Source organism: Polaromonas sp. P1_A2 (assembly GCF_056406895.1).
Window position 1 is genome coordinate 148,344 of sequence record NZ_JBFTZI010000004.1, and the last position, 19,459, is coordinate 167,802.

Genomic DNA, 19,459 nt, shown 5'->3' on the forward strand with positions numbered 1-19,459 from the left:
CAAAAGTTCCCTCAGGGCTTTCCATGTGCTGCGCCGCAGCAATCGGACCTAGGGTATGTCCCGGTTTTCCCAGTGAAAAACCGCTTGCTGCGGCGCCGCAAGCGGGCCCCGGCACGCGCCGCTGGTACATGCATTGCGATACAGCAGCACGACGCGCCGATGTGGCGAGCTGATCAAACAACCGTGAGGACAAAGGCAAATGGGTGTATCCGACGCGAAGGCATTTCTGGATTTTTCCGCGCTGGCGAGCGCGCCGCTGGGCGGCGGCAAACGCGACGTGGTCGAGCCCGCGACCGGCAAGGTGATGTGCACCGTGGGCATCGCCAACGCGGCGGATGTGGCCGCGGCCACGCGGGCGGCGGCGAATGCGCAAAAGCCCTGGGCCGCCCTGCCCCCGCGCGAGAAGGCCGACATCTTTCGCCGCGCCGGCGCGCTGTTCCAGCAGCACTTCGACGAACTCGCGCTGTATGCGACACGCGAAACCGGCGGCATCCTGCCCAAGGGACAGCATGAAATCCGCGAGGCCATCACGATTTGCCACCTGGCCGCTGCCATGCCGCTGCAGCCCCAGGGCCATGTGCTGCCCAGCGTGCCGGGGCGCACCAGCATCGCGCGCCGCGTGCCGCACGGCGTGGTGGGCGTGATCTCGCCCTTCAACTTCCCGCTGATCCTGACGCTGCGCGCCGTGGCGCCGGCGCTGGCCGCGGGCAATGCCGTGGTGATCAAGCCCGACACCCGCACGCCGGTGACCGGCGGCCTGATGATCGCGCGCATCTTCGCGCAAGCGGGCCTGCCCAAGGACTTGCTGCATGTGCTGCCCGGCGATGCCGAGGCCGGCGAGGCTTTGGTGACCGACCCGCTGGTGCCCATGATTGCCTTCACCGGCTCGCCCGCGGTGGGCCGGCGCATAGGCGAACTGGCGGGCAAGCACCTCAAGAAGGTGTCGCTGGAGCTGGGCGGCGCGAACTCGCTGATCATCCTGGACGACGCCGACCTGGACATCGCCGCGAGCAATGCCGCCTGGGCCGCCTACCTGCACCAGGGCCAGATCTGCATGGCGGCCAACCGCATCCTGGTGCACGAAAGCATCGCAGCCCCCTTCCTGCAGCGCCTGGTCGCCAAGGCCACCCACCTGCCGGTCGGCGACGGCGCCACCGGCCTGGTCGCGCTGGGGCCGCTGATCGACGCGCGCCAGCGCGACCGCGTGCATGCCATCGTGCAGGACAGCATCAAGGCCGGCGCCAAGCTCGAAGCCGGCGGCACCCACGACGGCCTGTTCTACAAGCCGACGGTGCTGTCCGGCGTCAGGCCCGGCATGCGCGTGTTCGACGAGGAGACCTTCGGGCCGGTGGCCAACATCATCAGCTTCGGCAGCGATGAGGAAGCGGTGGCGCTGGCCAACAACAACACCGGCAGCCTGGCCTGCGCCGTGATTTCGCGCTCCGTGGGCCGCGCCATGGCGGTGGGGCAGCAGCTCAGGGCTGGCATGGTCCACATCAACGACCAGACCGTCAACGACGACTGCGTCAACCCCTTCGGCGGCCCCGGCATCGCGGGCAACGGCACCAGCGTGGGCGGCCCGGCCGACTGGGAGGAATACACGCAGTGGCAGTGGATGACCATCAAGGACACCGCGCCCATGTTCCCGTTCTGAACCTGACCTTCAGCCCACGACTTCACCACTTCAAGGAGAGCTTCATGAATCCCCACATCCCGGAGGCCTTATGAGCCTGATGAGCCTGCAAGGCAAAACCATCGTCATCACCGGCACCTCGTCGGGCATAGGCGCCGAAACCGCCAGGCTGGCGCGCTTTCAGGGCGCCCGTGTCATCGGCATGGACCGCAACGACCCCAGCCTGACGCTGGACGGCTTTATCAAAGCTGACCTCGGCACGGCGCAAGCCATAGACGCCGCCGTCGCCCAGCTGCCGGCCCAGGTCGATGCGCTGTGCAACATCGCCGGCGTGCCGGGCACGGCCGAAGGCGAGCTGGTGGCCCGCGTGAACTACCTGGGCCTCAGGCACCTGACGGAAAAAGTGCTGGCCCGCATGCCGCGCGGCGGCAGCATCGTCAACGTGGCCTCCATCCTGGGCGCCGAATGGCCGCAGCGCCTGGCCCTGCACAAGGAGCTCGCGGCGGCCAAGGGCTTTGAAGCCGGCACCGCATGGCTGCGCGCCCACCCGGTGCCGCAAGCGACCTGCTACCAGTACTTCAAGGAGGCGCTGATCGTCTGGAACGCCGTGCAGTCGCAGGAATGGTTCCTCGGCAAAGGCGTGCGCATGAACTGCGTGGCGCCCGGCCCGGTGTTCACGCCCATCCTGGGCGACTTCGTGGCCATGCTGGGCCAGGAGCGCGTCCAGGCCGACGCCCACCGCATGCTGCGCCCCGGCTTTGCCGACGAGATCGCGCCCGTGGTGGCCTGGCTATGCGGCGATGCCGCGCGCTGGGTCAGCGGCGCCAACCTCCCCGTCGACGGCGGCCTGGCCTCCACCTATATCTGACGGCATCCGACACGCACACCGCGGATGCGAGGGCATCCGCTTCACCGCCACAACGACCACAACGACACACCACGAGGAGACAAAAACCATGACCAAGTTATTCACCCCCTTCCGGCTCAGCACGCTGGCGCTAAGCTGCCTGGCCTGCACGCTGCCGGCCCATGCCTTTGAGCTGGACTCCGGCGACCCCGACACCAAGATCCGGCTGGACTTCACGCCCAAGTACAGCCTGGCCTGGCGGCTCAAGGATCCGTCGGCGCTGCTGACCTCGCCGGCCGCCCGCGGCGACGGCGGCGTGACCAACGAGAACGACGGCGACCTCAACTTCAAGAAGGGCCTGATCTCCAACCGCGCCGACCTGCTGACCGAGTTCGACTACAGCCGCAGCAACTGGGGCCTGCGCATCAGCCATTCGGCCTGGTACGACTCGCAATACCTGCGCGCCAATGCCAACGACGGCACGGCCGGCGTCAGCAACTTCGCGGGCCAGCCCGCCAACCAGTTTGTGCCCGCGACCCGGGACCAGCACGGCCGCGGTGACGAGTTCCTGGACGCCTTTGTCTGGGGCAAGGGCTCCATCGGCAGCATGCCGGCCTCGATACGCGTGGGCAAACACGCGCTGCAGTATGGCGAGAGCGTGTTCTTCGGCCAGAACGGCATCGCCAACGCGCAAGGCCCGGTGGACATCGCCAAAATAGTCTCGGTGCCCAACTGGCAGTTCAAGGAAGTGCTGCTGCCGGTGGAGCAGATCTCGGGCACGCTGCAGGTGGCCGAAGGCCTGACGCTGGGCGGCTACTACCAGCTCAAGTGGCGGCCCAGCAAGATCCCCGGGGTCGGCAGCTATTTCTCCAACCAGGACTACATAGGCGGCGGCCGCGTCTACCTGGGCGGGCCGGTGCTGCCCACCGACACCAGCCGCGACCAGAAGCCGGGTGACAGCGGCCAGTTCGGCGCGCAGCTGCGCTGGGCCCCGGCCGGCAGCAACTATGAGTTCGGCCTGTACGCGGCGCGCTACAACGACAAGACCCCGGCCGTGCCGGTGTTCGACCTGATCAACGGCAATGTGCACAACGTCTATGCCAAGGGCATCAAGACCATAGGCGCCAGCGTCACCTCGTCCATAGGCCAGCTCAACTGGGCGCTCGAAGGCTCGCTGCGCAGCAACGCCCCGCTGGCCAGCGACCCGGCCGTGCTGGGCGGCGCGCCCTTCATGCCGCCGGCCAACTGCGACGGCTCGGCCGCCAACCCCTGCTATGCCACCGGCAGGACGGCGCACATCAACCTCTCGGGCATTTATGTGCTCAACAAGTCCAGCCTGTGGGACGGCGGCGCGCTGGTGGCGGAGCTGGCCTGGAACCGGCTGCTGAGCGTGAGCAAAAACCCCAGCGCCGTCGGCTTCGGCGGGCTGGACCCGAATGCCACGCGCGACGCAGCGGCCTTCCGCATGATTTTTGAGCCGCAGTACTTCCAGGTGCTGCCCGGCCTGGACCTGTCCATCCCGCTGGGCCTGGGCTACAACTTCGGCGGCCGCTCCTCGGCGGTCATCAACTTCGCCGGCGGCGCCAGCAAGGCGGGCGACGTGAGCATAGGCATCAAGGGCAAATACCAGAACGTCTGGAATTTCGCGCTGAACTACACGGCCTTCTTCGGCAAGGAAAACACCTTGACCGTCACCGACCCGAGCACGCCCACCCGCATGCTGTCTTACGGCCAGAGCCTGAAAGACCGCAACTACGTTTCCTTCACCGCTTCCCGCACTTTCTGAGTTTCCGACTTTTCGATAACACCACCGAGACAACCATCATGATGCAGACCGCAAAACACTCATTGCTCATGGCAGCCCTGCTGGCCGGCGCCATGTCCGCCCAGGCCGGCGTCACCGCCGAAGAAGCCGCCAAACTCAAATCCACCCTGACGCCCATGGGTGCCGAAAAAGCCGGCAACAAGGACGGCAGCATCCCGCCCTGGGAAGGGGGCCTGACCAAGGCCACGCCAGGCTACAAGAACGGCGACGCGCGGCCCGACCTTTACCCCAGCGAAAAACCCCTCCTGTCGATCAACGCCAAGAACATGGCGCAGCATGCCGACAAGCTGACCGAGGGCGTGCAGGCGCTGATGAAGAAGTACCCCGACTTCCGCATCGACGTCTATCCCACGCACCGCACGGCGGCGGCGCCGCAGTCGGTGTACGACAACACCTTCAAGAACGCCACCCGGGCCAAGACGATTGAAGGCGGCTACGGCATGGAAGGCGCTTTCGGCGGCACGCCCTTCCCCATCCCCAAGGACGGCTATGAAGCCATGTGGAACCAGCGCACGGCCTGGCGCGGCGGCAACTTCGCCATGCCCATGCGCGTGTGGGTGGTGACCTCCGACGGCAAGCGCACCATGGCCTCCGGCGGCACGCAGACCATACGCCAGGCCTTTTACGACAAGGACGGCAGCGCCGAGAAGTTCGACGGCTACTACCAGTACGGCAAGCTGGTGGTCAACGCGCCGGGCTCCAAGGCGGGCGAGGCCATCCTGGCGCTCGACGGCGTGTCGGAAGCCGCGCCGCGCGGCCTGTGGCAGTACCTGGTGGGCCAGCGCCGCGTGCGCAAGGCGCCTTCGGTGGCTTACGACACACCCGACTCGGTGACCTCGGGCATAGGCTTGTTCGACGAAGCCTTCACCTTGTTCGGACCCATCGACAAGCACGAGCTCAAGCTGGTCGGCAAGAAGGAAATCTACATCCCCTACAACAACAACCGCGCCGCCTCCGCGAAGATTGAGGACCTGGTGACGCCCAACACGCTGAACCCCTCGCAGGTGCGCTGGGAGCTGCACCGCGTCTGGGAAGTCGAGGCCACGCTGGCGGCCGGCAAGCGCCACGTGGTGCCCAAGCGCAAGTACTACATCGACGAAGACTCCTGGCAGATCGCGCTGTTCGACGGCTGGGACGCCAAGGGCCAGCTCTGGCGCACCAACTATGCGCTGATGCTGACGGCGCCCGACGTTCCCGCCGTGAGCAACGTCGTGCTGTGGGGCGGTTATGACATGCAGACCGGCGCCTACTACCTGAACATGGCCTCCAACGAGTTGCCCAAGCAGTACGAGGTGCAGCCGCCGATTCCGCGCTCCTTCTTCAGCGCCGAGTCCCTCTCCAGCGAAGGCGCGCGCTGATGGCCGGAGTCACGCGCCGGCAGGCCGCCCTGGCGGGCCTGCTGGGCGGCGCTGCGGCGATGCTTCCCGCATGGGCGGCCAGCGTGCCGGCCGTGCTGTCGCAAGCCGCCCTGATCACCCCCAAGGCACTGGGCGCGGCCACGCTGGCCGTGGCACGGGCCGGTGACCGGCTGGTGGCCGTCGGCGAGCGCGGCACGGTGCTGCTGTCGGACGACCATGGCGCGAGCTGGCGCCAGGCGCAGGTGCCGGTGCAGGCCAGCCTGACGGCCGTGTGCTTTGCCGATGCGCGCACCGGCTGGGCCGCCGGCCACCTGGGCGTCATCCTGCGCAGCGACGACGCCGGCGCCAGCTGGCACAAACAACTCGACGGCGTGCAGGCGGCGGAACTCGTGAAGCAGGCCGCGCAACGCACGGGCGACGCTGGCGCCATCGCGCAGGCGCAGCGCCTGGTCGAAGAAGGCGCGGACAAACCGTTTTTTGACCTGGAATTCATCGACGCGCAGCGCGGCTTTGCCGTCGGCGCCTACAACCTGATGTTCGCCACCACGGACGGCGGCAAGAGCTGGACGGCGCTGGGGCCGCGGCTGCCGAATCCGAAGAGCCTGCACCTCTACGGCGTGCGCGCGCGCGGCCGCACGCTGGTGGTCGCCGGCGAGCAGGGCCTGCTGCTGCGCTCCACCGACGCCGGCGCGAGCTTCAGCGCGCTGGCCTCGCCCTACAAGGGCAGTTTTTTCGGCCTGCTGCAGACACGCGGCGGCGCACTGGTGGCCTACGGCCTGCGTGGCACGGCCTGGCGCTCCAGCGATGAAGGCCTGCACTGGGACAAGCTGGACACCGGTGTGCCCATGGCCGTCGGCGCCGGCCTGGCTTTGCCGGACGGCGGTTTTGTGCTGCTGAGCCAGGCCGGTGATGCCTTGCTGGGCGCCGAGAACGGGCCCGCCCTGAAGCGCATCCCGGCGCGCGAAGCCGTGCCGGTCTCCGGCGCCGCGCTGGCCGCCGATGGCGCCCTGGTGCTGGCCAGCCTGCGCGGCATGCGGCGCGTGCAACTGCCTGCCAACTGAAAAAAGAGCTCTCTCAAAGTCATGCACGCCGATTCCTCCTCCGCTTCCTCTCCTGATCTCCAGCCCACCCAACCCGTCGTTGCACGGCTGGAGGATTTCGACACGCGCTCGGGCACCCTGCTCGAGCGCGTCTTTTTTAATCACCGGCCCTGGGTCATGGCCGTCTGCGTGCTGCTCACCCTGCTGCTGGGCTGGCAGGCCACCAAGCTGCGGCTCAACGCGAGCTTTGAAAAAACCATTCCCACGGGCCACCCCTACATCGTCAACTACCTGGCCCACAAGGCCGACCTGGGCGGCCAGGCCAATGCGCTGCGGCTGGTGGTGGAGGCCAAACAGGGCACCATCTTCGACAAGGCCTACCTGGACGCACTGCAAAAGGTCAATGACGAGATCTTTTTGCTGCCCGGCGTGGACCGGCCCTTCATGAAGTCGCTGTGGACCTCCAACACGCGCTGGGTGGCCGTGACCGAGGAAGGCCTGGACGGCGGGCCGGTGATCCCCGACGCCTATGACGGCTCGCCCGCGAGCCTGGCCGGGCTGCGCGCCAACGTCGAGCGCTCGGGCGAGATAGGCCAGCTGGTGGCGGGCGACTTCAAGTCCAGCATCGTGTTTGTGCCCCTGCTGGACCGCAACCCCGAGACCGGCCAGGCGCTGGACTACGGCGAGCTGTCGCGCCAGATCGAGGCCTTGCGCGCCAAGTGCGGCAGCGACACGCTGCAGATCCGCGTGACCGGTTTCGCCAAGGTGGTGGGCGACCTGATCGAGGGCCTGCACCAGGTGCTGCTGTTTTTCCTGCTGGCCCTGGCCATCACCACCGTGGTGCTTTACGGCTACACCCGCTGCAAGCGCAGCACCGCGCTGGTGGTGGCCTGCTCGCTGGTGGCGGTGGTCTGGCAGTTCGGCCTGCTGGCCTTGCTGGGCTACGAACTCGATCCCTATTCGGTGCTGGTGCCTTTTCTGGTGTTTGCCATCGGCATGAGCCACGGCGCGCAGAAGATGAACGGCATCATGCAGGACATAGGCCGCGGCACGCACCGCGTGGTGGCCGCGCGCTACACCTTCCGGCGCCTGTTCGTGGCCGGCCTGACCGCCCTGCTCTGCGATGCCGTGGGCTTCGCGGTGCTGGTCATCATCCAGATCAAGGTCATCCAGGACCTGGCGCTGATCGCCAGCATAGGCGTGGCGGTGCTGATCTTCAGCAACCTGGTGCTGCTGCCCATCCTTTTGTCCTACGCGGGCGTGGCGCCGGCCGCCGCGGCGCGCAGCCTGCGCCAGGAAACTGCGCAGGGGACGCAACGTTCGTGGCTATGGGCCTTGCTCGACCATTTCACGCAAAAGCGCTGGGCCACGGCGGCCGTGGCAGTCGCGGCCCTGATGGCCGCGGGCGGCTATGCCGCCAGCCTGCACCTGAAGATAGGCGACCTGGATGCGGGCGCCTCCGAACTGCGGCCGGGCTCGCGCTACAACCAGGACAACGCCTACCAGATCGCCCACTACGCGGCCAGCGCCGACATCCTGACGGTGATGGTGACCACACCCGCGGACAAATGCACGGCCTATGAAACCCTGGCCAAGGTCGACGCCCTGGCCTGGCGGCTTGAACAACTGCCCGGCGTGGAATCCACCAATTCCATGGCGGCGCTCTCCAAGCTGGCCATGGTGGGCTACAACGAAGGCAACTTCAAATGGTTTGAGCTGCTGCCCAACGAAGGCGCGCTGGGCGGCGTGCAGACGCGCGCGCCGCGCGAGCTCTTCAACCAGAGCTGCTCCTTCCTGGCCCTCTATGTGTACCTGAAGGACCACAAGGCCGAAACGCTGGCGCAAGTGGTGGACGGCGTGGAACGCTTCGCGGCCGTCAACAACACACCCGAGGTCAGCTTCAAGCTCGCGGCGGGCAGCGCCGGCATCGCGGCCGCCACCAACATCGTGGTGGGCAAGGCCATGCGCGAGATGCTGCTGTGGGTGTATGCGGCCGTGGTGGTGCTGTGCTGGATCACCTTCCGCTCCTGGCGCGCGGTGGTGGTGGCGGTGCTGCCGCTGGTGCTGACTTCGATCTTGTGCGAGGCGCTGATGGTAGGCCTGGGCATGGGGGTCAAGGTCGCCACCTTGCCGGTCATCGCGCTGGGCGTGGGCATAGGCGTGGACTACGCGCTTTATGTGCTCAGCATCACGCTGGCCCGCATGCGCGAAGGCGCCAGCCTGTCCGACGCCTACCACCATGCGCTGCAGTTCACCGGCCGCGTGGTGCTGCTCACCGGCATCACGCTGGCGCTGGCCGTGGGCACCTGGGCTTTTTCGCCGATCAAGTTCCAGGCCGACATGGGCATCCTGCTGGCCTTTATGTTTGTGTGGAACATGGTGGGGGCCCTGGTGCTGCTGCCGGCGCTGGCCTACTTCCTGCTGCGGCCGGCCCCGGCCTTCGCCAGGCCCCAACCGACCGGCGCGGGTGTGCCGGCATGAGCCGGCGCACACTGCTGGCCGCGGCGATGCTGCTCAGCGCCTGCATGGCAAGCCGGGCCGCGCCCGAGCCCATCGTCATCGGGCAATCGCTGCCGCTGACCGGTGCGGGCTTTCCGGTCGCCAACCGCGTGCTGGCCGGTGCCCGCGCCCACGTGGAACGCGTCAATGCGTCGGGCGGCATTCTCGGGCGTCCCGTGGAGCTGGTGACGCTGGACGACGGCGGCGACAGCCGGCGTGTGGCCGCCAACCTGCGCACCCTGGTGCGCCAGCACAAGGCGGCACTCATCGTGAACTGCCTGGGCGAGCGGGCCTGCCTGGAGGCCACCCAGGCCACGCGCGAGCTGCGTGTGCCGCTGGTCGGCCCCATGTCGGGCGCGCTGGCCCTTCGCGCCCCCGAGGTCCGCCATGTGTTCAGCCTGCGGCCGGATGATGCCAGGGAGGCCGAGGCACTGGCGCGCCAGCTTGCATCGATTGGCGTTTCAAAGGTGGTGCTGCTGGCCGATGACTCCGAGCCGGCGCGCACCGAGGCCTTGACGGCGGCCTTGCAGGGCAAGGGCCGGCAGCTCACACGCATCACGACCGACACGCGCCTGGAGACCATCGACAAGGCCTTCCAGGACATCGCCAAAGCCGCGCCGCAGGCCCTGGTGCTGAACCTGGGCAACGAGGTGCTCGATGCGCTGGGCCGGCTACCGGCCTCGGCCTACGACAGCGCGCCGTCCACCGTCGCCACCCTGTCGACGGCGGGGCTCACGCAGCTGACGCGGCTGTTTCGCAACCGGCTCGTGGGCTACACCAGCGTGGTGCCGAATCCCGAGGTGGCCCGCCTGCCCATCGTGCGCGAACTCGAGCGCGATGCCGACGCCTTCATAGGCCCCGAGGCGCTGACCTTCGAGGGCCTGGAGTCCTACCTGAACCTGCGCGTCTGCACCGAGGCCTTGCGCCGTGCCGGCCCGCGCGCCGACGGCCAGCGACTGGGCGAGGCGATGGAGAGCCTGGGCGCGCTGGACCTGGGCGGCGTCAGGCTGCTGTTTGGAAAGGAACGGCACCACGCGTCGGACCTTGTCGAGATCGGCATGCGGGCACGCGACGGCAAGCTACTCAGATAACCCCCCGAAGCGCCGGTGGCGCCTCCCCCCAGGGGGCGCCACCTGCGGCCCGGCAAAGCCGGTTCCGCGCTGGCCCTTGTACTGCAACTTTGAACTGCGAAGGACTGTAATGACCGCACCTGCCATCCCCACCGTACTCGAGACGGCTCCCATGGACCCCGGCCTGGCCGGCTTTCTGGCCCAGGCCGCTGCGCAGGGCAACCCGCCGCTGGAAAGCCTGCCCCCCGCCATCGCGCGGCAGGTGTACCGCGAACTGGCCGACACCTTGGGCCTGCCGGCTCCGGCCATAGGCAAGGTGAACGACAGCAGCATCCCCGGGCCGGGCGGCCCGCTGCGCCTGCGTGTGTACAGCCCCGACACCACCGGCCCCTGGCCCGTGCTGCTGTACGCGCATGGCGGCGGTTTTGTGATCGGCGACCTGGAGACCCACGACAAGGTCTGCCGCACGCTGTGCTACCACGCCGGCATGCTGGTGGTGGCGGTGGACTACCGGCTGGCGCCCGAGCACCCCTTCCCCGCCGCGCCTGACGACGTCGAGGCCGCCCTGCGCTGGGTGCTCGCGAACGCTGCTGCGCTGGGCGGCGATGCCAGCCGCATCGCCATGGTCGGCGACAGCGCCGGTGCGCAGCTGGCACTGGTGGCGGCGCGCCGCGTGAAGGCCGGGGCCGTGCGCGCCCTGGGCCTGATCTACCCGGTGGCGCAGCATCCCGACCAGCCCAGTGCGTCCTACGAAGAGAACGAAGGCAAGTTCCTCAGCATGGGCGTGATGCAATGGTTTATGGCCAGCTACCTGGGCGAGCAGGTGGATGCGCAAAAGCACCCTGACTTTGCCTTGCTCGATTCAGGCGGCCTGGCCGGCCTTCCCGCCACCTGGGTGGCGACCATGGGCCACGACCCGTTGCGCGACGAAGGCCACGCCCTCGCGCAGCGCGTGGCCGCTGCGGGCGTGGAGGTGGCACACCGGCACTACCCCGAGGCCATTCATGCCTGCATCCATTTCACGGCGGTATCGCCCGTCGGCTTGCGGGTCATGGTGGACCTGGCGCAGTGGTTGCGCGCGCGGGTGTGAGGGCGCGCCGGCTCAAGCAGTCCCGGCACGTCGGCGCGCAAACGCCACATACCAGTCCAGGCAGCCGGGGTTGGCCATGGCGTCGCGGTTCACGACTTTCTCCAGCGGCTGGCCCAACAGCAGCTTCTTGATCGGCAGCTCCTGCTTTTTGCCGGAGAGGGTGCGCGGAATTTCCGGCACGGCAAGGATCTCGTTGGGCACAAAGCGCGGCGACAGCGCGGTCTTGACGGCCTGGTTGAGTTTGGCCTTCATCGCCTCGTCAAGTTCGTGCCCGGGGCGCAGGACGACAAATAGCGGCATATAACTTTCGCGGCCCAGGTATTCGAGGTCGACCACCATGGAGTCCAGCACCTCGGGCAGGGCTTCGATGGCGCTGTAGAGCTCGCTGGTGCCCATGCGCAGGCCGTGGCGGTTGATGGTGGCGTCGCTGCGGCCGTAAATGATGCAGCTACCCGAGCGCGTGACCTTGAGCCAGTCGCCGTGGCGCCAGACGCCGGGGTAGGTGTCGAAGTAGCTCGCGAGGTAGCGCTGATTGTCCTTGTCGCCGACGAAGTACAGCGGCATGGAGGGCAGAGGCTGGGTGCAGACCAGTTCGCCGACTTCATCGACCACGGACTCGCCCTTGTCGTTCCAGGCCTCGACGGCGCAGCCCAGGATGCGGCATTGCATTTCGCCGGGAACCACGGGCAGTTCGCGGTTGCCGCCTATGAATGCGCCGGCGAAGTCTGTGCCCCCCGAAATATTGCACCACCAGATGTCCGGATTGCCGATCTTCGCGAACTGCGCCGTGCCCCAGCGCTGCGTGTCCTCGCTGAGCGGCGAGCCCGTCGTGCCCAAGGTGCGCAGCCGGCCCAGGTCCCCACATTGCGCGATGTCAATGCCCGCCTTCATGCAGTTGGCAAAAAAGGCCGCGCCCGCGCCAAAAAAAGTCGCGCCCGTGTTGGCGACAAAACGCCACAGCGTGGTCCAGTCGGGCTTGTCCTTGTTGGTGCCGGCCGGGTTGCCGTCGTAAATGCAGCAAGTGGTGCCGTTGAGCAGGCTGGCGGCCTGCACATTCCACATGATCCAGCCCGTGGAGCTGTACCAGTGAAAGCGTTCCGGCTTCGCCGGCTCGGCATGGCTGGGCGCCAGGTCGTTGTGCAGACGCAGCAGCGCCAGCCCCACGAGCGCCACGCCGCCGTGGCCGTGGACGATGGGCTTGGGCAGGCCGGTGGTACCGCTGGAATAGACGATCCACAGCGGATGCTCAAAGGGCAGCCAGAGCGGTTCGAAAGCCGCGGTTTGCGCATCGTTGCGCGCGACGGCCTGCGCGAAGCTCGCATGGCCGGGCAGCAGGCTGGAGGGCGGGAGGATCTCGTGGATCAGCACATGCGTGACGCTGGGCAGGGCCGCGGCCAGTTCGGCCACCGCCTCACCGCGCGCCATGTCGCGCCCGCCATAGTGCACGCCGTTGCAGGCGATCAGCACCTTGGGCGCTATCTGGCGAAAGCGGTCCAGCACGGCGGGCGTGCCCATGTCGGGCGCGCAGACGCTCCAGACGGCGCCCAGGCTGACCGTCGCGAGAAAAGCGATCATGGTCTCGGGCGTGTTGGGCAGGTAGGCGGCCACACGGTCGCCGGGCTGGACGCCCTGCGCCTTGAGGTGCAAGGCCAGCGAGGCCGACTGCCGGCGCATTTCGGCCCAGCCCAGTTGGCGCGCCGGCTCGCCCCTGGCCAGGCTGGCTTCGCCATGGCTCAGGATGGCGGGCACACCGGCCGCCTCGGCGGCGGCCGCATGGCGGAACACCTGCCGTGCGTAATTGCCCTGCGCGCCGGGAAACCATTCGGCGCCCGGCATGGCGCGCCGGCCCAGCACGGCCGTGTGCGCGGTGGGCGACTGGACTTCAAAGTAATCCCAGATGCTTTGCCAGAAGGCGTCGATGTCCGTCACCGACCAGCGCCACAGCGCCTCATAGCTGTCGAAAGACAGGCCGCGTGTGGCCTGCAGCCAGTTCTGGTAATGGCGTATTTGAAGCATGGACGCAACCATAAACCAAGTCGGGCGAACGCGGCCAGCCGCGAAGGGGCCGTGGCGTATATTGGCTGGCGGCCATGTACCGCCCCACGCCAGAAAGTATTGATTGACCGACCCAGCCTGGACGATTCACTGCGACGGCAGCGCCGTGCCCAATCCCGGCCGCATGGGCCTGGGCGCGGTGCTCACGGCACCTGATGGCACGCGGCACTCGCTGTCTACCCAGGCTGAGGACCGGGGCTGCAACAACGAGGCGGAGTTGCGCGCGCTGATGGCGGCGCTGCAGGAAGCCAGGCAGCGCGGGGCGACCACGCTGCTGATCCACTGCGACAACAGCGTGGTCGTGGAACAACTCGCGGGAACCGCCGTGGAACCTTTTTTACGACTGGCCCCGCTGTTTGACGAGGTACGCGCCATGCTGCGGTCTTTCGCATCGACGCGGCTGGTATGGATACCGCGCCACCGCAACCGGGAAGCCGATGCCCTGGCCAGGGCGGCTGTCGGACTGAGGCCCAAAAGCCCGACCCCGGCGAGCAAGCGCCGGCGATAGCGGTGGCCTGGCGGCACCGCATCCATGCTTCGTCCTGGCGCGAAGCACGGCCACGCAGTTGCCGGTTAAAACAGCAGAAATCCCTGCATACCCACCGGAACACCGCCATGGCCAAAGAAGTTATTCGTGTCGAGCCCCTTTCCAGCTACCTGGAACGATGGAAGGCGCCCACCTCGGTCGTCACGCGCCATAACGGCACCGTCTACGTATCGGGCCTGCCCCCTTTTGACCCGGCCACGGGCGAAGTCATCCACGCCTCTCTTGAACGCCAGACCGAGCTGGTGCTGGAACAGATGAAGCTGTGCCTGGAAACGGCGGCCTCCTCGCTGGACCAAGTGCTCAAATGCAATGTCTATTGCACCTCGGTCGAGAAGTTCGCGGCGGTCAATACCATCTATTCCCGTTACTTTCCCAAAGACCCGCCGGCCCGGATTTTTGTCTGTGTGCCTGCCTGGCCAGGGCACTTTGACATTGAGATCGACTGCACTGCAGCCTGCTAGAAGGCCAAAACCCGGGTTGGGGGCATGGGATTGTACTTTCGCACAATCGTGCTAATATCCGCGCCATGGACGCCAAAACCCAGAAAAGCGAAATGACCCGCGCCGCCATCATTGGCGCGGGCATAGACCTGGCCGCCGCGGAAGGCCTGGAGGCCATCACGCTGCAGGCCGTGGCCGACCGCATCGGGATTTCCAAGAGCGGCGTGTTCTCGCGCATAGGTTCGCGCGAGGCCTTGCAGAAAGCCGTGATCGAGGAGTTCGGCCGGCGCTTTATCGCCGATGTGTTTGTGCCCGCCATGCAGCAGCCCAAGGGCCTGCCGCGCCTGGACGCCATCGTGCAGCGCTGGATAGTCCGCATGCGCGACGTGGAAATCCAGTCAGGCTGCATTTACACCGCGGGCGCCTTCGAGCTGGACGACCGCGAAGGCGAGCTGCGCGACACCCTGCTGGGTGAAATCACGCGCTGGCGTGCCGCCTTGCGGCGCACGGTGTTGCAGGCTGTTGAAGCCGGCCACCTGCAGGCCGACACCGACCCCGAGCAGCTGGTGGCCGAGATTTACGCCCTGTCCATGGGCTTGTTGCACGATGCCCGTTTCCTGCGCGACAACCGCGCGGCCGACCGGGCCCAGGCATCCTGGAAGCGCCTGCTGCGAAGCTACCAGACCGAGGCGAGCAACCCACAATAAAGACCAGGAAAAAGCGCGGAAACAGGCGGCAACGCCATTTCCGCATGTGTCGGTAAGTTCTAATTTCGCACGATTGTGCGGAGAAATGAGGAAATCATGTTGATCCTGATGATTGGTTTAGGCGTATTCCTCGGCGTTCGCGCCGTGAAGGCGGCCCTGGCTTCGCTGCGTGGTTTGCCGCGCAGCAACGAAGACTGGATCTGGTACTGACAAACCGCGAAAGGCCCACGCCATGACACGCACCTCCCTGCAGGCCACCACGGCCTTTTACAACGCCAGCCCGCTGACGCGCATCTTCCGCTGGGGCCTGGGCGCTTCGCAGCAGCTGTGGCCGGCGCTGGCCGTGCGCGCGGCCTACCGGCTGTTTGGCACGCCGCTGCCGCCCAAGTGGGTCAGCCGACGCCGTGGCTGGAGCCCCGACTGGCACATCGAGCAATGGCCCTTCGAGGATGCCGGCCTCACGCTGTATTCGCGTCCCATCGCACCGCACGGCCCGGTGGTGCTGCTGGTGCACGGCTGGGGCGGCCATGCCGGGCAAATGCTGGCGCTGGCCGAGCGGCTCAGCGCGCAGGGCCTGCGCCCCGTGATCGTCGAGATGCCGGCGCACGGCCGCAGCAGCGGCTCGGTCAGCAACCTGCCGCAATTCGCGCGTGTACTCGAATACGTGGCGGCGCGGCTGCAGCAGCAAGGCCACACGCTGCGCGCGGTGGTCGCACATTCGCTGGCCGCCAATGCCGGTGCCTACGCGGCCAGCCGCGGGCTGGCGGCCGGCCGCCTGGTGCTGCTGGCGCCACCGGCCTCGCCGCTGGAATACACACGGCTGTTCGCTCATGTGTTCGGCCTGGCCGAATCGACGCGGGCAGCGATGCAAAGGCGCATAGAAGCACGCGAAGGCATCCTGATGCCGCAGTTCGAGCCCGCCGCGGTCGGCCCGCGCATCAGCCTGCCCACGCTGGTGGTGCATGACCGCCACGACAGCATCAACCGCTTCGCCGACGGCGTGGCCTACAGCGAAGCCATTGCCGGTGCTCGCCTCATGGCGACCGAGGGCCTGGGCCACCGCAAGATCCTCAAGGACGAGGAAGTGCTGCGCGAAGTGGCCGCCTTCCTCGCCTGAGCGGCGCCTGCGCGACGCACCCGCCCTTGTGCGGCACGCGCATTCCCCCTAGCATTGCCTCACTTTTATATTGAGGAGACATGATGGGAATGCTGGACTGGACGGAGAAAAGCAGCGCGGTACTGCAGCAAGGCGGGGTCATAGGCCCCGATGAACGCCTGCCCTGGCCGCAGACCGCGGTCATGGGCGTGCAGCACGTGATCGCGATGTTCGGCGCCACGGTGCTGGCGCCCATCCTGATGGGCTTTGATCCCAACATCGCCATCCTGATGAGCGGCATAGGCACGCTGATTTTTTTCCTCGTCACCGGCGGCAAGGTGCCCAGCTACCTGGGCTCAAGCTTTGCCTTTATCGGCGTGGTGATTGCGGCCACGGCCTATGCCGGCAAGGGGCCCAACGCCAACCTGGGCGTGGCGCTGGGCGGCATCATCGCCTGCGGCGCGCTCTACACGCTGATAGGCGTGGTGGTGCAGGCCATAGGCACGGGCTGGATAGAGCGCTTCATGCCGCCTGTGGTCACGGGCGCGGTGGTCGCCGTGATAGGCCTGAACCTGGCCAGCATCCCGGTCAAGAACATGGCGGCCGGCAATTTCGACGCGTGGATGCAGCTGGTGACTTTTGTCAGCGTGGCCCTGGTGGCGGTGATGACGCGCGGCATGGTGCAGCGCCTGCTGATCCTGGTCGGGTTGATTGTGGCCAGCGTGATTTATGCGGTGCTCACCAACGGCCTGGGCCTGGGCAAGCCGATAGACATTTCGGGCATCGCCAATGCGGCCTGGATAGGCCTGCCGGGCTTTACCACGCCGGTGTTCAACGCCAGCGCCATGCTGCTGATCGCGCCGGTGGCCATCATCCTGGTGGCCGAAAACCTGGGCCACATCAAGGCGGTGACGGCCATGACCGGCAAGAACCTGGACGTCTACATGGGCCGGGCCTTTATCGGCGACGGCGTGGCCACCATGGTCTCGGGCGTCGCGGGCGGCACGGGCGTGACGACTTACGCGGAGAACATCGGCGTGATGGCCGCGACCAAGATCTACTCGACGGCCGTCTTTGTGGTGGCGGCACTGATCGCCGTGCTGCTGGGCTTCAGCCCCAAGTTCGGCGCGCTGATCCAGGCCATCCCGCTGCCGGTGATGGGCGGCGTGAGCATCGTGGTGTTCGGCCTGATCGCCGTGGCAGGCGCCAAGATCTGGGTCGACAACAAGGTCGACTTCTCGGACAACAAGAACCTGATCGTCGCGGCCATCACCCTGGTGCTGGGCACCGGCGACTTCACGCTGCGTTTCGGCCAGTTCGCGCTGGGCGGCATAGGCACGGCCACCTTCGGCGCCATCCTGCTGTACGCGCTGCTCAACCGCAAACACTGAGTCGGCCCCCACAAAAAAGCCCCGGCGGGTGCATCACCCGCCGGGGCTTTTTAACTTGCGGCCTGGCCGTTTAACCGATAAAGCGGCCGCCGGCGCCCAGCACGCCGAGCTCCACGAACTTCGAGCCCGCGAAGGGCGGCGCGGCGTAGTCGACGCTGAAACCGCCGAGGTCGAATTTCTGCAGGCCGGCCAGCGCGTTGCGCAGCCTGGCGCGCGTCAGCTCGCGGCCGGCGCGCTCCAGGCCCTCGGCCATGACGAGGGTATTGATGTAGCTCTCAAAGCTGACCGGCGAGAACTCCTGCTGGCCAATGGCGCGCATGGCGGCCTGGTAGTCGCGCACCACCTGCAGCTTGGCGCGGTACGGGTCGGGGAAGACCATGGTCAGCGCAACGCCGGAACCGGCCGCGCCCAGTGCCTTGATGCCGTCGCCCGACAGCGTGACGCTCAGGCCCGCGATCGGCAGCATGGGCGACGCCTTCTTCAGCGCGCTGATCAGGCCGACGGACACCGAACCCGCGGTGCCCAGCAGCACGGCGCCGGGTTTGCCCGCGACGACCTGGTTCACGACCTCGGTGAGGTTTTTGCCATCCACGGCCAGCGCCACCTGCGTCGCGGCCTTGACGCCCTGCGCCTGCAGCGCACGGCCGACGTCGACCAGCACTTCCTTGCCGTAGTCGTTGTCCAGGTAGACGACGGCCAGGTCCTTGATGCCCATGCTCACGATACGCTGCACCAGGCGTTGGGTTTCGTCGGTATAGCTGGCGCGAACATGGAACACATTGCGCATGCCGGGCTTGCGCAGCGAGGAAGCGCCCGAACGCGGGCCGACGTAAGGCAGGTTGGACTCTTCAATCAGCGGCACGATGGCCGTGTTGTTGGGCGTGCCGACGCAGGACATCAGCGCAAAAATGCTGCCGTCGCCGATCATCTTCTTGACGTTGTCGGCGCTGCGCTGCGGCACGTAGGCATCGTCCATCATCTGGAACTGCAGCACCCGGCCGTTCACGCCGCCCTTGGCGTTGATCTGGCCCATGGCGGCGTCCACGCCTTGTTTGAGTTCTGCGCCGACACCGGCCAGCGGGCCGCTGGTCGCACCCGTGCAGCCTATGGTGACGGCCTTGGCGGTCAGGCCGTCCTGGGCATAGGCATTGCGGATAAAAGCGGGGGCGGCGGCAAGGGCAGCCATTTGAGGGGCAAGCGAAAGGAAGCGGCGGCGAAACATCGCGAAGAATCTCCAAGGGGGCGGCCGTGAAGCCGGAAGAACAAGGCCGTGCGGCCTTGGGGGTGAACAACTGGCCACCGCCCGGCGCAAAAGCGCGGGCCGGCAGCGTGAGCACCGGAGTGTAATGGATTCTAGGTAATAACCCTGATAAACCGTTCAACAACGGGGGCGATCAGGGACAGGCCGCGTGGGCCGCCGCCTTACTTATTTGGCCTGAGCTTGCCCTGTCGCCTTGGCCAGGGCGGCCTTGGTGGCCCTGAGTTCGCGCTCCAGGTCGGCGCGCTCGTCGATTTGCTGCTCCAGCACCTCGTTGACCTGGGCCAAGTCTTCGGCGGACTCCTGGATGCGGGTTTCCAGGGCATCGGTTTTTTCCAGCGCCTGGGCGACATCGCCGCTTTGCACATGCGGCGGGATTTCCTGTTTGAGCACCGTGTTGATCACCAGCAGTTCGGCGGCCGACTGTTCCACGGTGTCTTTCACGGACTCGTTCTGGTCAAGCGCGCGTTCCAGTGGCGTGGGTACGGCGGAGAGCGGCTGAGGCATGTCAGGGGCCTTGGTGGGAGGGGCAAGATCGTTGCCGGTGGTGAGCCTATGCAAAAGCAAGGACTTACAAACGGCGCGCGGGATTCGCGGACGATT

Annotated in this window: 16 protein-coding genes; 13 read left to right on the forward strand and 3 right to left on the reverse strand. The window is 67.2% G+C overall.

The window, feature by feature from the left end:
- Nucleotides 1–199: 199 nt before the first annotated feature.
- The 8 genes from AC1D09_RS16720 to AC1D09_RS16755 all read left to right on the forward strand — a co-directional run bounded on the left by AC1D09_RS16720 (nucleotide 200) and on the right by AC1D09_RS16755 (nucleotide 11,362).
- On the forward strand, nucleotides 200–1,654 hold the full coding sequence (locus AC1D09_RS16720; RefSeq protein ID WP_477662616.1) for a benzaldehyde dehydrogenase: 1,455 nt from the start codon (nucleotides 200–202) through the stop codon (nucleotides 1,652–1,654).
- Nucleotides 1,655–1,733: 79 nt separating this feature from the next.
- Nucleotides 1,734–2,501 (forward strand): coniferyl-alcohol dehydrogenase, encoded by a 768-nt coding sequence (locus tag AC1D09_RS16725; RefSeq protein ID WP_477701167.1) that lies wholly within the window; start codon nucleotides 1,734–1,736, stop codon nucleotides 2,499–2,501.
- A gap of 88 nt (nucleotides 2,502–2,589) precedes the next feature.
- Nucleotides 2,590–4,266, forward strand: a complete 1,677-nt coding sequence (locus AC1D09_RS16730) for a DUF1302 domain-containing protein (protein ID WP_477701143.1) — start codon at nucleotides 2,590–2,592, stop codon at nucleotides 4,264–4,266.
- Nucleotides 4,267–4,304: 38 nt separating this feature from the next.
- Nucleotides 4,305–5,663, forward strand: coding sequence for a DUF1329 domain-containing protein (locus AC1D09_RS16735; protein ID WP_477662618.1), 1,359 nt, complete (start codon nucleotides 4,305–4,307; stop codon nucleotides 5,661–5,663).
- Nucleotides 5,663–6,724 carry a WD40/YVTN/BNR-like repeat-containing protein gene (locus tag AC1D09_RS16740; RefSeq protein ID WP_477662619.1) on the forward strand — a complete coding sequence of 354 codons (1,062 nt, stop codon included), beginning with the start codon at nucleotides 5,663–5,665 and terminating at the stop codon, nucleotides 6,722–6,724. Before AC1D09_RS16735 ends, AC1D09_RS16740 begins: the two co-directional genes overlap by 1 nt.
- Nucleotides 6,725–6,745: 21 nt before the next feature.
- Entirely contained in the window at nucleotides 6,746–9,184 is a 2,439-nt protein-coding gene (locus tag AC1D09_RS16745; RefSeq protein WP_477662620.1) for an efflux RND transporter permease subunit, read from the forward strand.
- Complete coding sequence (locus AC1D09_RS16750; protein WP_477662621.1) at nucleotides 9,181–10,293, forward strand: ABC transporter substrate-binding protein; 1,113 nt, start codon at nucleotides 9,181–9,183, stop codon at nucleotides 10,291–10,293. Before AC1D09_RS16745 ends, AC1D09_RS16750 begins: the two co-directional genes overlap by 4 nt.
- Before the next feature lie 109 nt (nucleotides 10,294–10,402).
- Nucleotides 10,403–11,362, forward strand: a complete 960-nt coding sequence (locus tag AC1D09_RS16755; RefSeq protein WP_477662622.1) for an alpha/beta hydrolase — start codon at nucleotides 10,403–10,405, stop codon at nucleotides 11,360–11,362.
- A gap of 12 nt (nucleotides 11,363–11,374) precedes the next feature.
- Here AC1D09_RS16755 and AC1D09_RS16760 read toward each other — a convergent pair whose 3' ends face one another.
- The gene (locus AC1D09_RS16760) at nucleotides 11,375–13,378 is read right to left on the reverse strand and encodes an acetoacetate--CoA ligase (RefSeq protein WP_477662623.1); all 2,004 of its coding nucleotides are present in this window, start codon (nucleotides 13,376–13,378) and stop codon (nucleotides 11,375–11,377) included.
- 103 nt (nucleotides 13,379–13,481) lie between these two features.
- Here AC1D09_RS16760 and AC1D09_RS16765 point away from each other — a divergent pair, with 103 nt between their 5' ends.
- From AC1D09_RS16765 to AC1D09_RS16785, 5 genes are all read left to right on the forward strand, one after another.
- Complete coding sequence (locus tag AC1D09_RS16765) at nucleotides 13,482–13,925, forward strand: ribonuclease HI family protein (protein ID WP_477662624.1); 444 nt, start codon at nucleotides 13,482–13,484, stop codon at nucleotides 13,923–13,925.
- Between the two features lie 107 nt (nucleotides 13,926–14,032).
- Nucleotides 14,033–14,425: a RidA family protein gene (locus AC1D09_RS16770; protein ID WP_477662625.1), complete on the forward strand. Its 393-nt coding sequence runs from the start codon at nucleotides 14,033–14,035 to the stop codon at nucleotides 14,423–14,425.
- A gap of 65 nt (nucleotides 14,426–14,490) precedes the next feature.
- On the forward strand, nucleotides 14,491–15,111 hold the full coding sequence (locus AC1D09_RS16775; protein WP_007873699.1) for a TetR/AcrR family transcriptional regulator: 621 nt from the start codon (nucleotides 14,491–14,493) through the stop codon (nucleotides 15,109–15,111).
- 232 nt (nucleotides 15,112–15,343) lie between these two features.
- Nucleotides 15,344–16,228 (forward strand): alpha/beta hydrolase, encoded by an 885-nt coding sequence (locus AC1D09_RS16780; RefSeq protein WP_477662626.1) that lies wholly within the window; start codon nucleotides 15,344–15,346, stop codon nucleotides 16,226–16,228.
- An 83-nt stretch (nucleotides 16,229–16,311) separates the two neighbouring features.
- Entirely contained in the window at nucleotides 16,312–17,598 is a 1,287-nt protein-coding gene (locus tag AC1D09_RS16785; protein ID WP_477662676.1) for a solute carrier family 23 protein, read from the forward strand.
- A 70-nt stretch (nucleotides 17,599–17,668) separates the two neighbouring features.
- Here the strand turns inward: AC1D09_RS16785 and AC1D09_RS16790 are convergent, their stop codons facing one another.
- Both AC1D09_RS16790 and AC1D09_RS16795 read right to left on the reverse strand, forming a co-directional pair.
- The gene (locus AC1D09_RS16790; protein ID WP_477662627.1) at nucleotides 17,669–18,820 is read right to left on the reverse strand and encodes an ABC transporter substrate-binding protein; all 1,152 of its coding nucleotides are present in this window, start codon (nucleotides 18,818–18,820) and stop codon (nucleotides 17,669–17,671) included.
- 204 nt (nucleotides 18,821–19,024) lie between these two features.
- Nucleotides 19,025–19,363 (reverse strand): hypothetical protein, encoded by a 339-nt coding sequence (locus AC1D09_RS16795; RefSeq protein WP_477662628.1) that lies wholly within the window; start codon nucleotides 19,361–19,363, stop codon nucleotides 19,025–19,027.
- Nucleotides 19,364–19,459: the final 96 nt, after the last annotated feature.

Coding starts and splice junctions, on each gene's coding strand:
- AC1D09_RS16745 (WP_477662620.1), top strand. CDS start 6,746: ATGCACGCCGATTCCTCCTCCGCTTCCTCTCCTGATCTCCAGCCCACC.
- AC1D09_RS16755 (WP_477662622.1), top strand. CDS start 10,403: ATGACCGCACCTGCCATCCCCACCGTACTCGAGACGGCTCCCATGGAC.
- AC1D09_RS16725 (WP_477701167.1), top strand. CDS start 1,734: ATGAGCCTGCAAGGCAAAACCATCGTCATCACCGGCACCTCGTCGGGC.
- AC1D09_RS16730 (WP_477701143.1), top strand. CDS start 2,590: ATGACCAAGTTATTCACCCCCTTCCGGCTCAGCACGCTGGCGCTAAGC.
- AC1D09_RS16740 (WP_477662619.1), top strand. CDS start 5,663: ATGGCCGGAGTCACGCGCCGGCAGGCCGCCCTGGCGGGCCTGCTGGGC.
- AC1D09_RS16795 (WP_477662628.1), bottom strand. CDS start 19,363: ATGCCTCAGCCGCTCTCCGCCGTACCCACGCCACTGGAACGCGCGCTT.
- AC1D09_RS16720 (WP_477662616.1), top strand. CDS start 200: ATGGGTGTATCCGACGCGAAGGCATTTCTGGATTTTTCCGCGCTGGCG.
- AC1D09_RS16780 (WP_477662626.1), top strand. CDS start 15,344: ATGACACGCACCTCCCTGCAGGCCACCACGGCCTTTTACAACGCCAGC.
- AC1D09_RS16750 (WP_477662621.1), top strand. CDS start 9,181: ATGAGCCGGCGCACACTGCTGGCCGCGGCGATGCTGCTCAGCGCCTGC.
- AC1D09_RS16735 (WP_477662618.1), top strand. CDS start 4,305: ATGATGCAGACCGCAAAACACTCATTGCTCATGGCAGCCCTGCTGGCC.
- AC1D09_RS16775 (WP_007873699.1), top strand. CDS start 14,491: ATGGACGCCAAAACCCAGAAAAGCGAAATGACCCGCGCCGCCATCATT.
- AC1D09_RS16760 (WP_477662623.1), bottom strand. CDS start 13,378: ATGCTTCAAATACGCCATTACCAGAACTGGCTGCAGGCCACACGCGGC.
- AC1D09_RS16770 (WP_477662625.1), top strand. CDS start 14,033: ATGGCCAAAGAAGTTATTCGTGTCGAGCCCCTTTCCAGCTACCTGGAA.
- AC1D09_RS16785 (WP_477662676.1), top strand. CDS start 16,312: ATGGGAATGCTGGACTGGACGGAGAAAAGCAGCGCGGTACTGCAGCAA.
- AC1D09_RS16790 (WP_477662627.1), bottom strand. CDS start 18,820: ATGTTTCGCCGCCGCTTCCTTTCGCTTGCCCCTCAAATGGCTGCCCTT.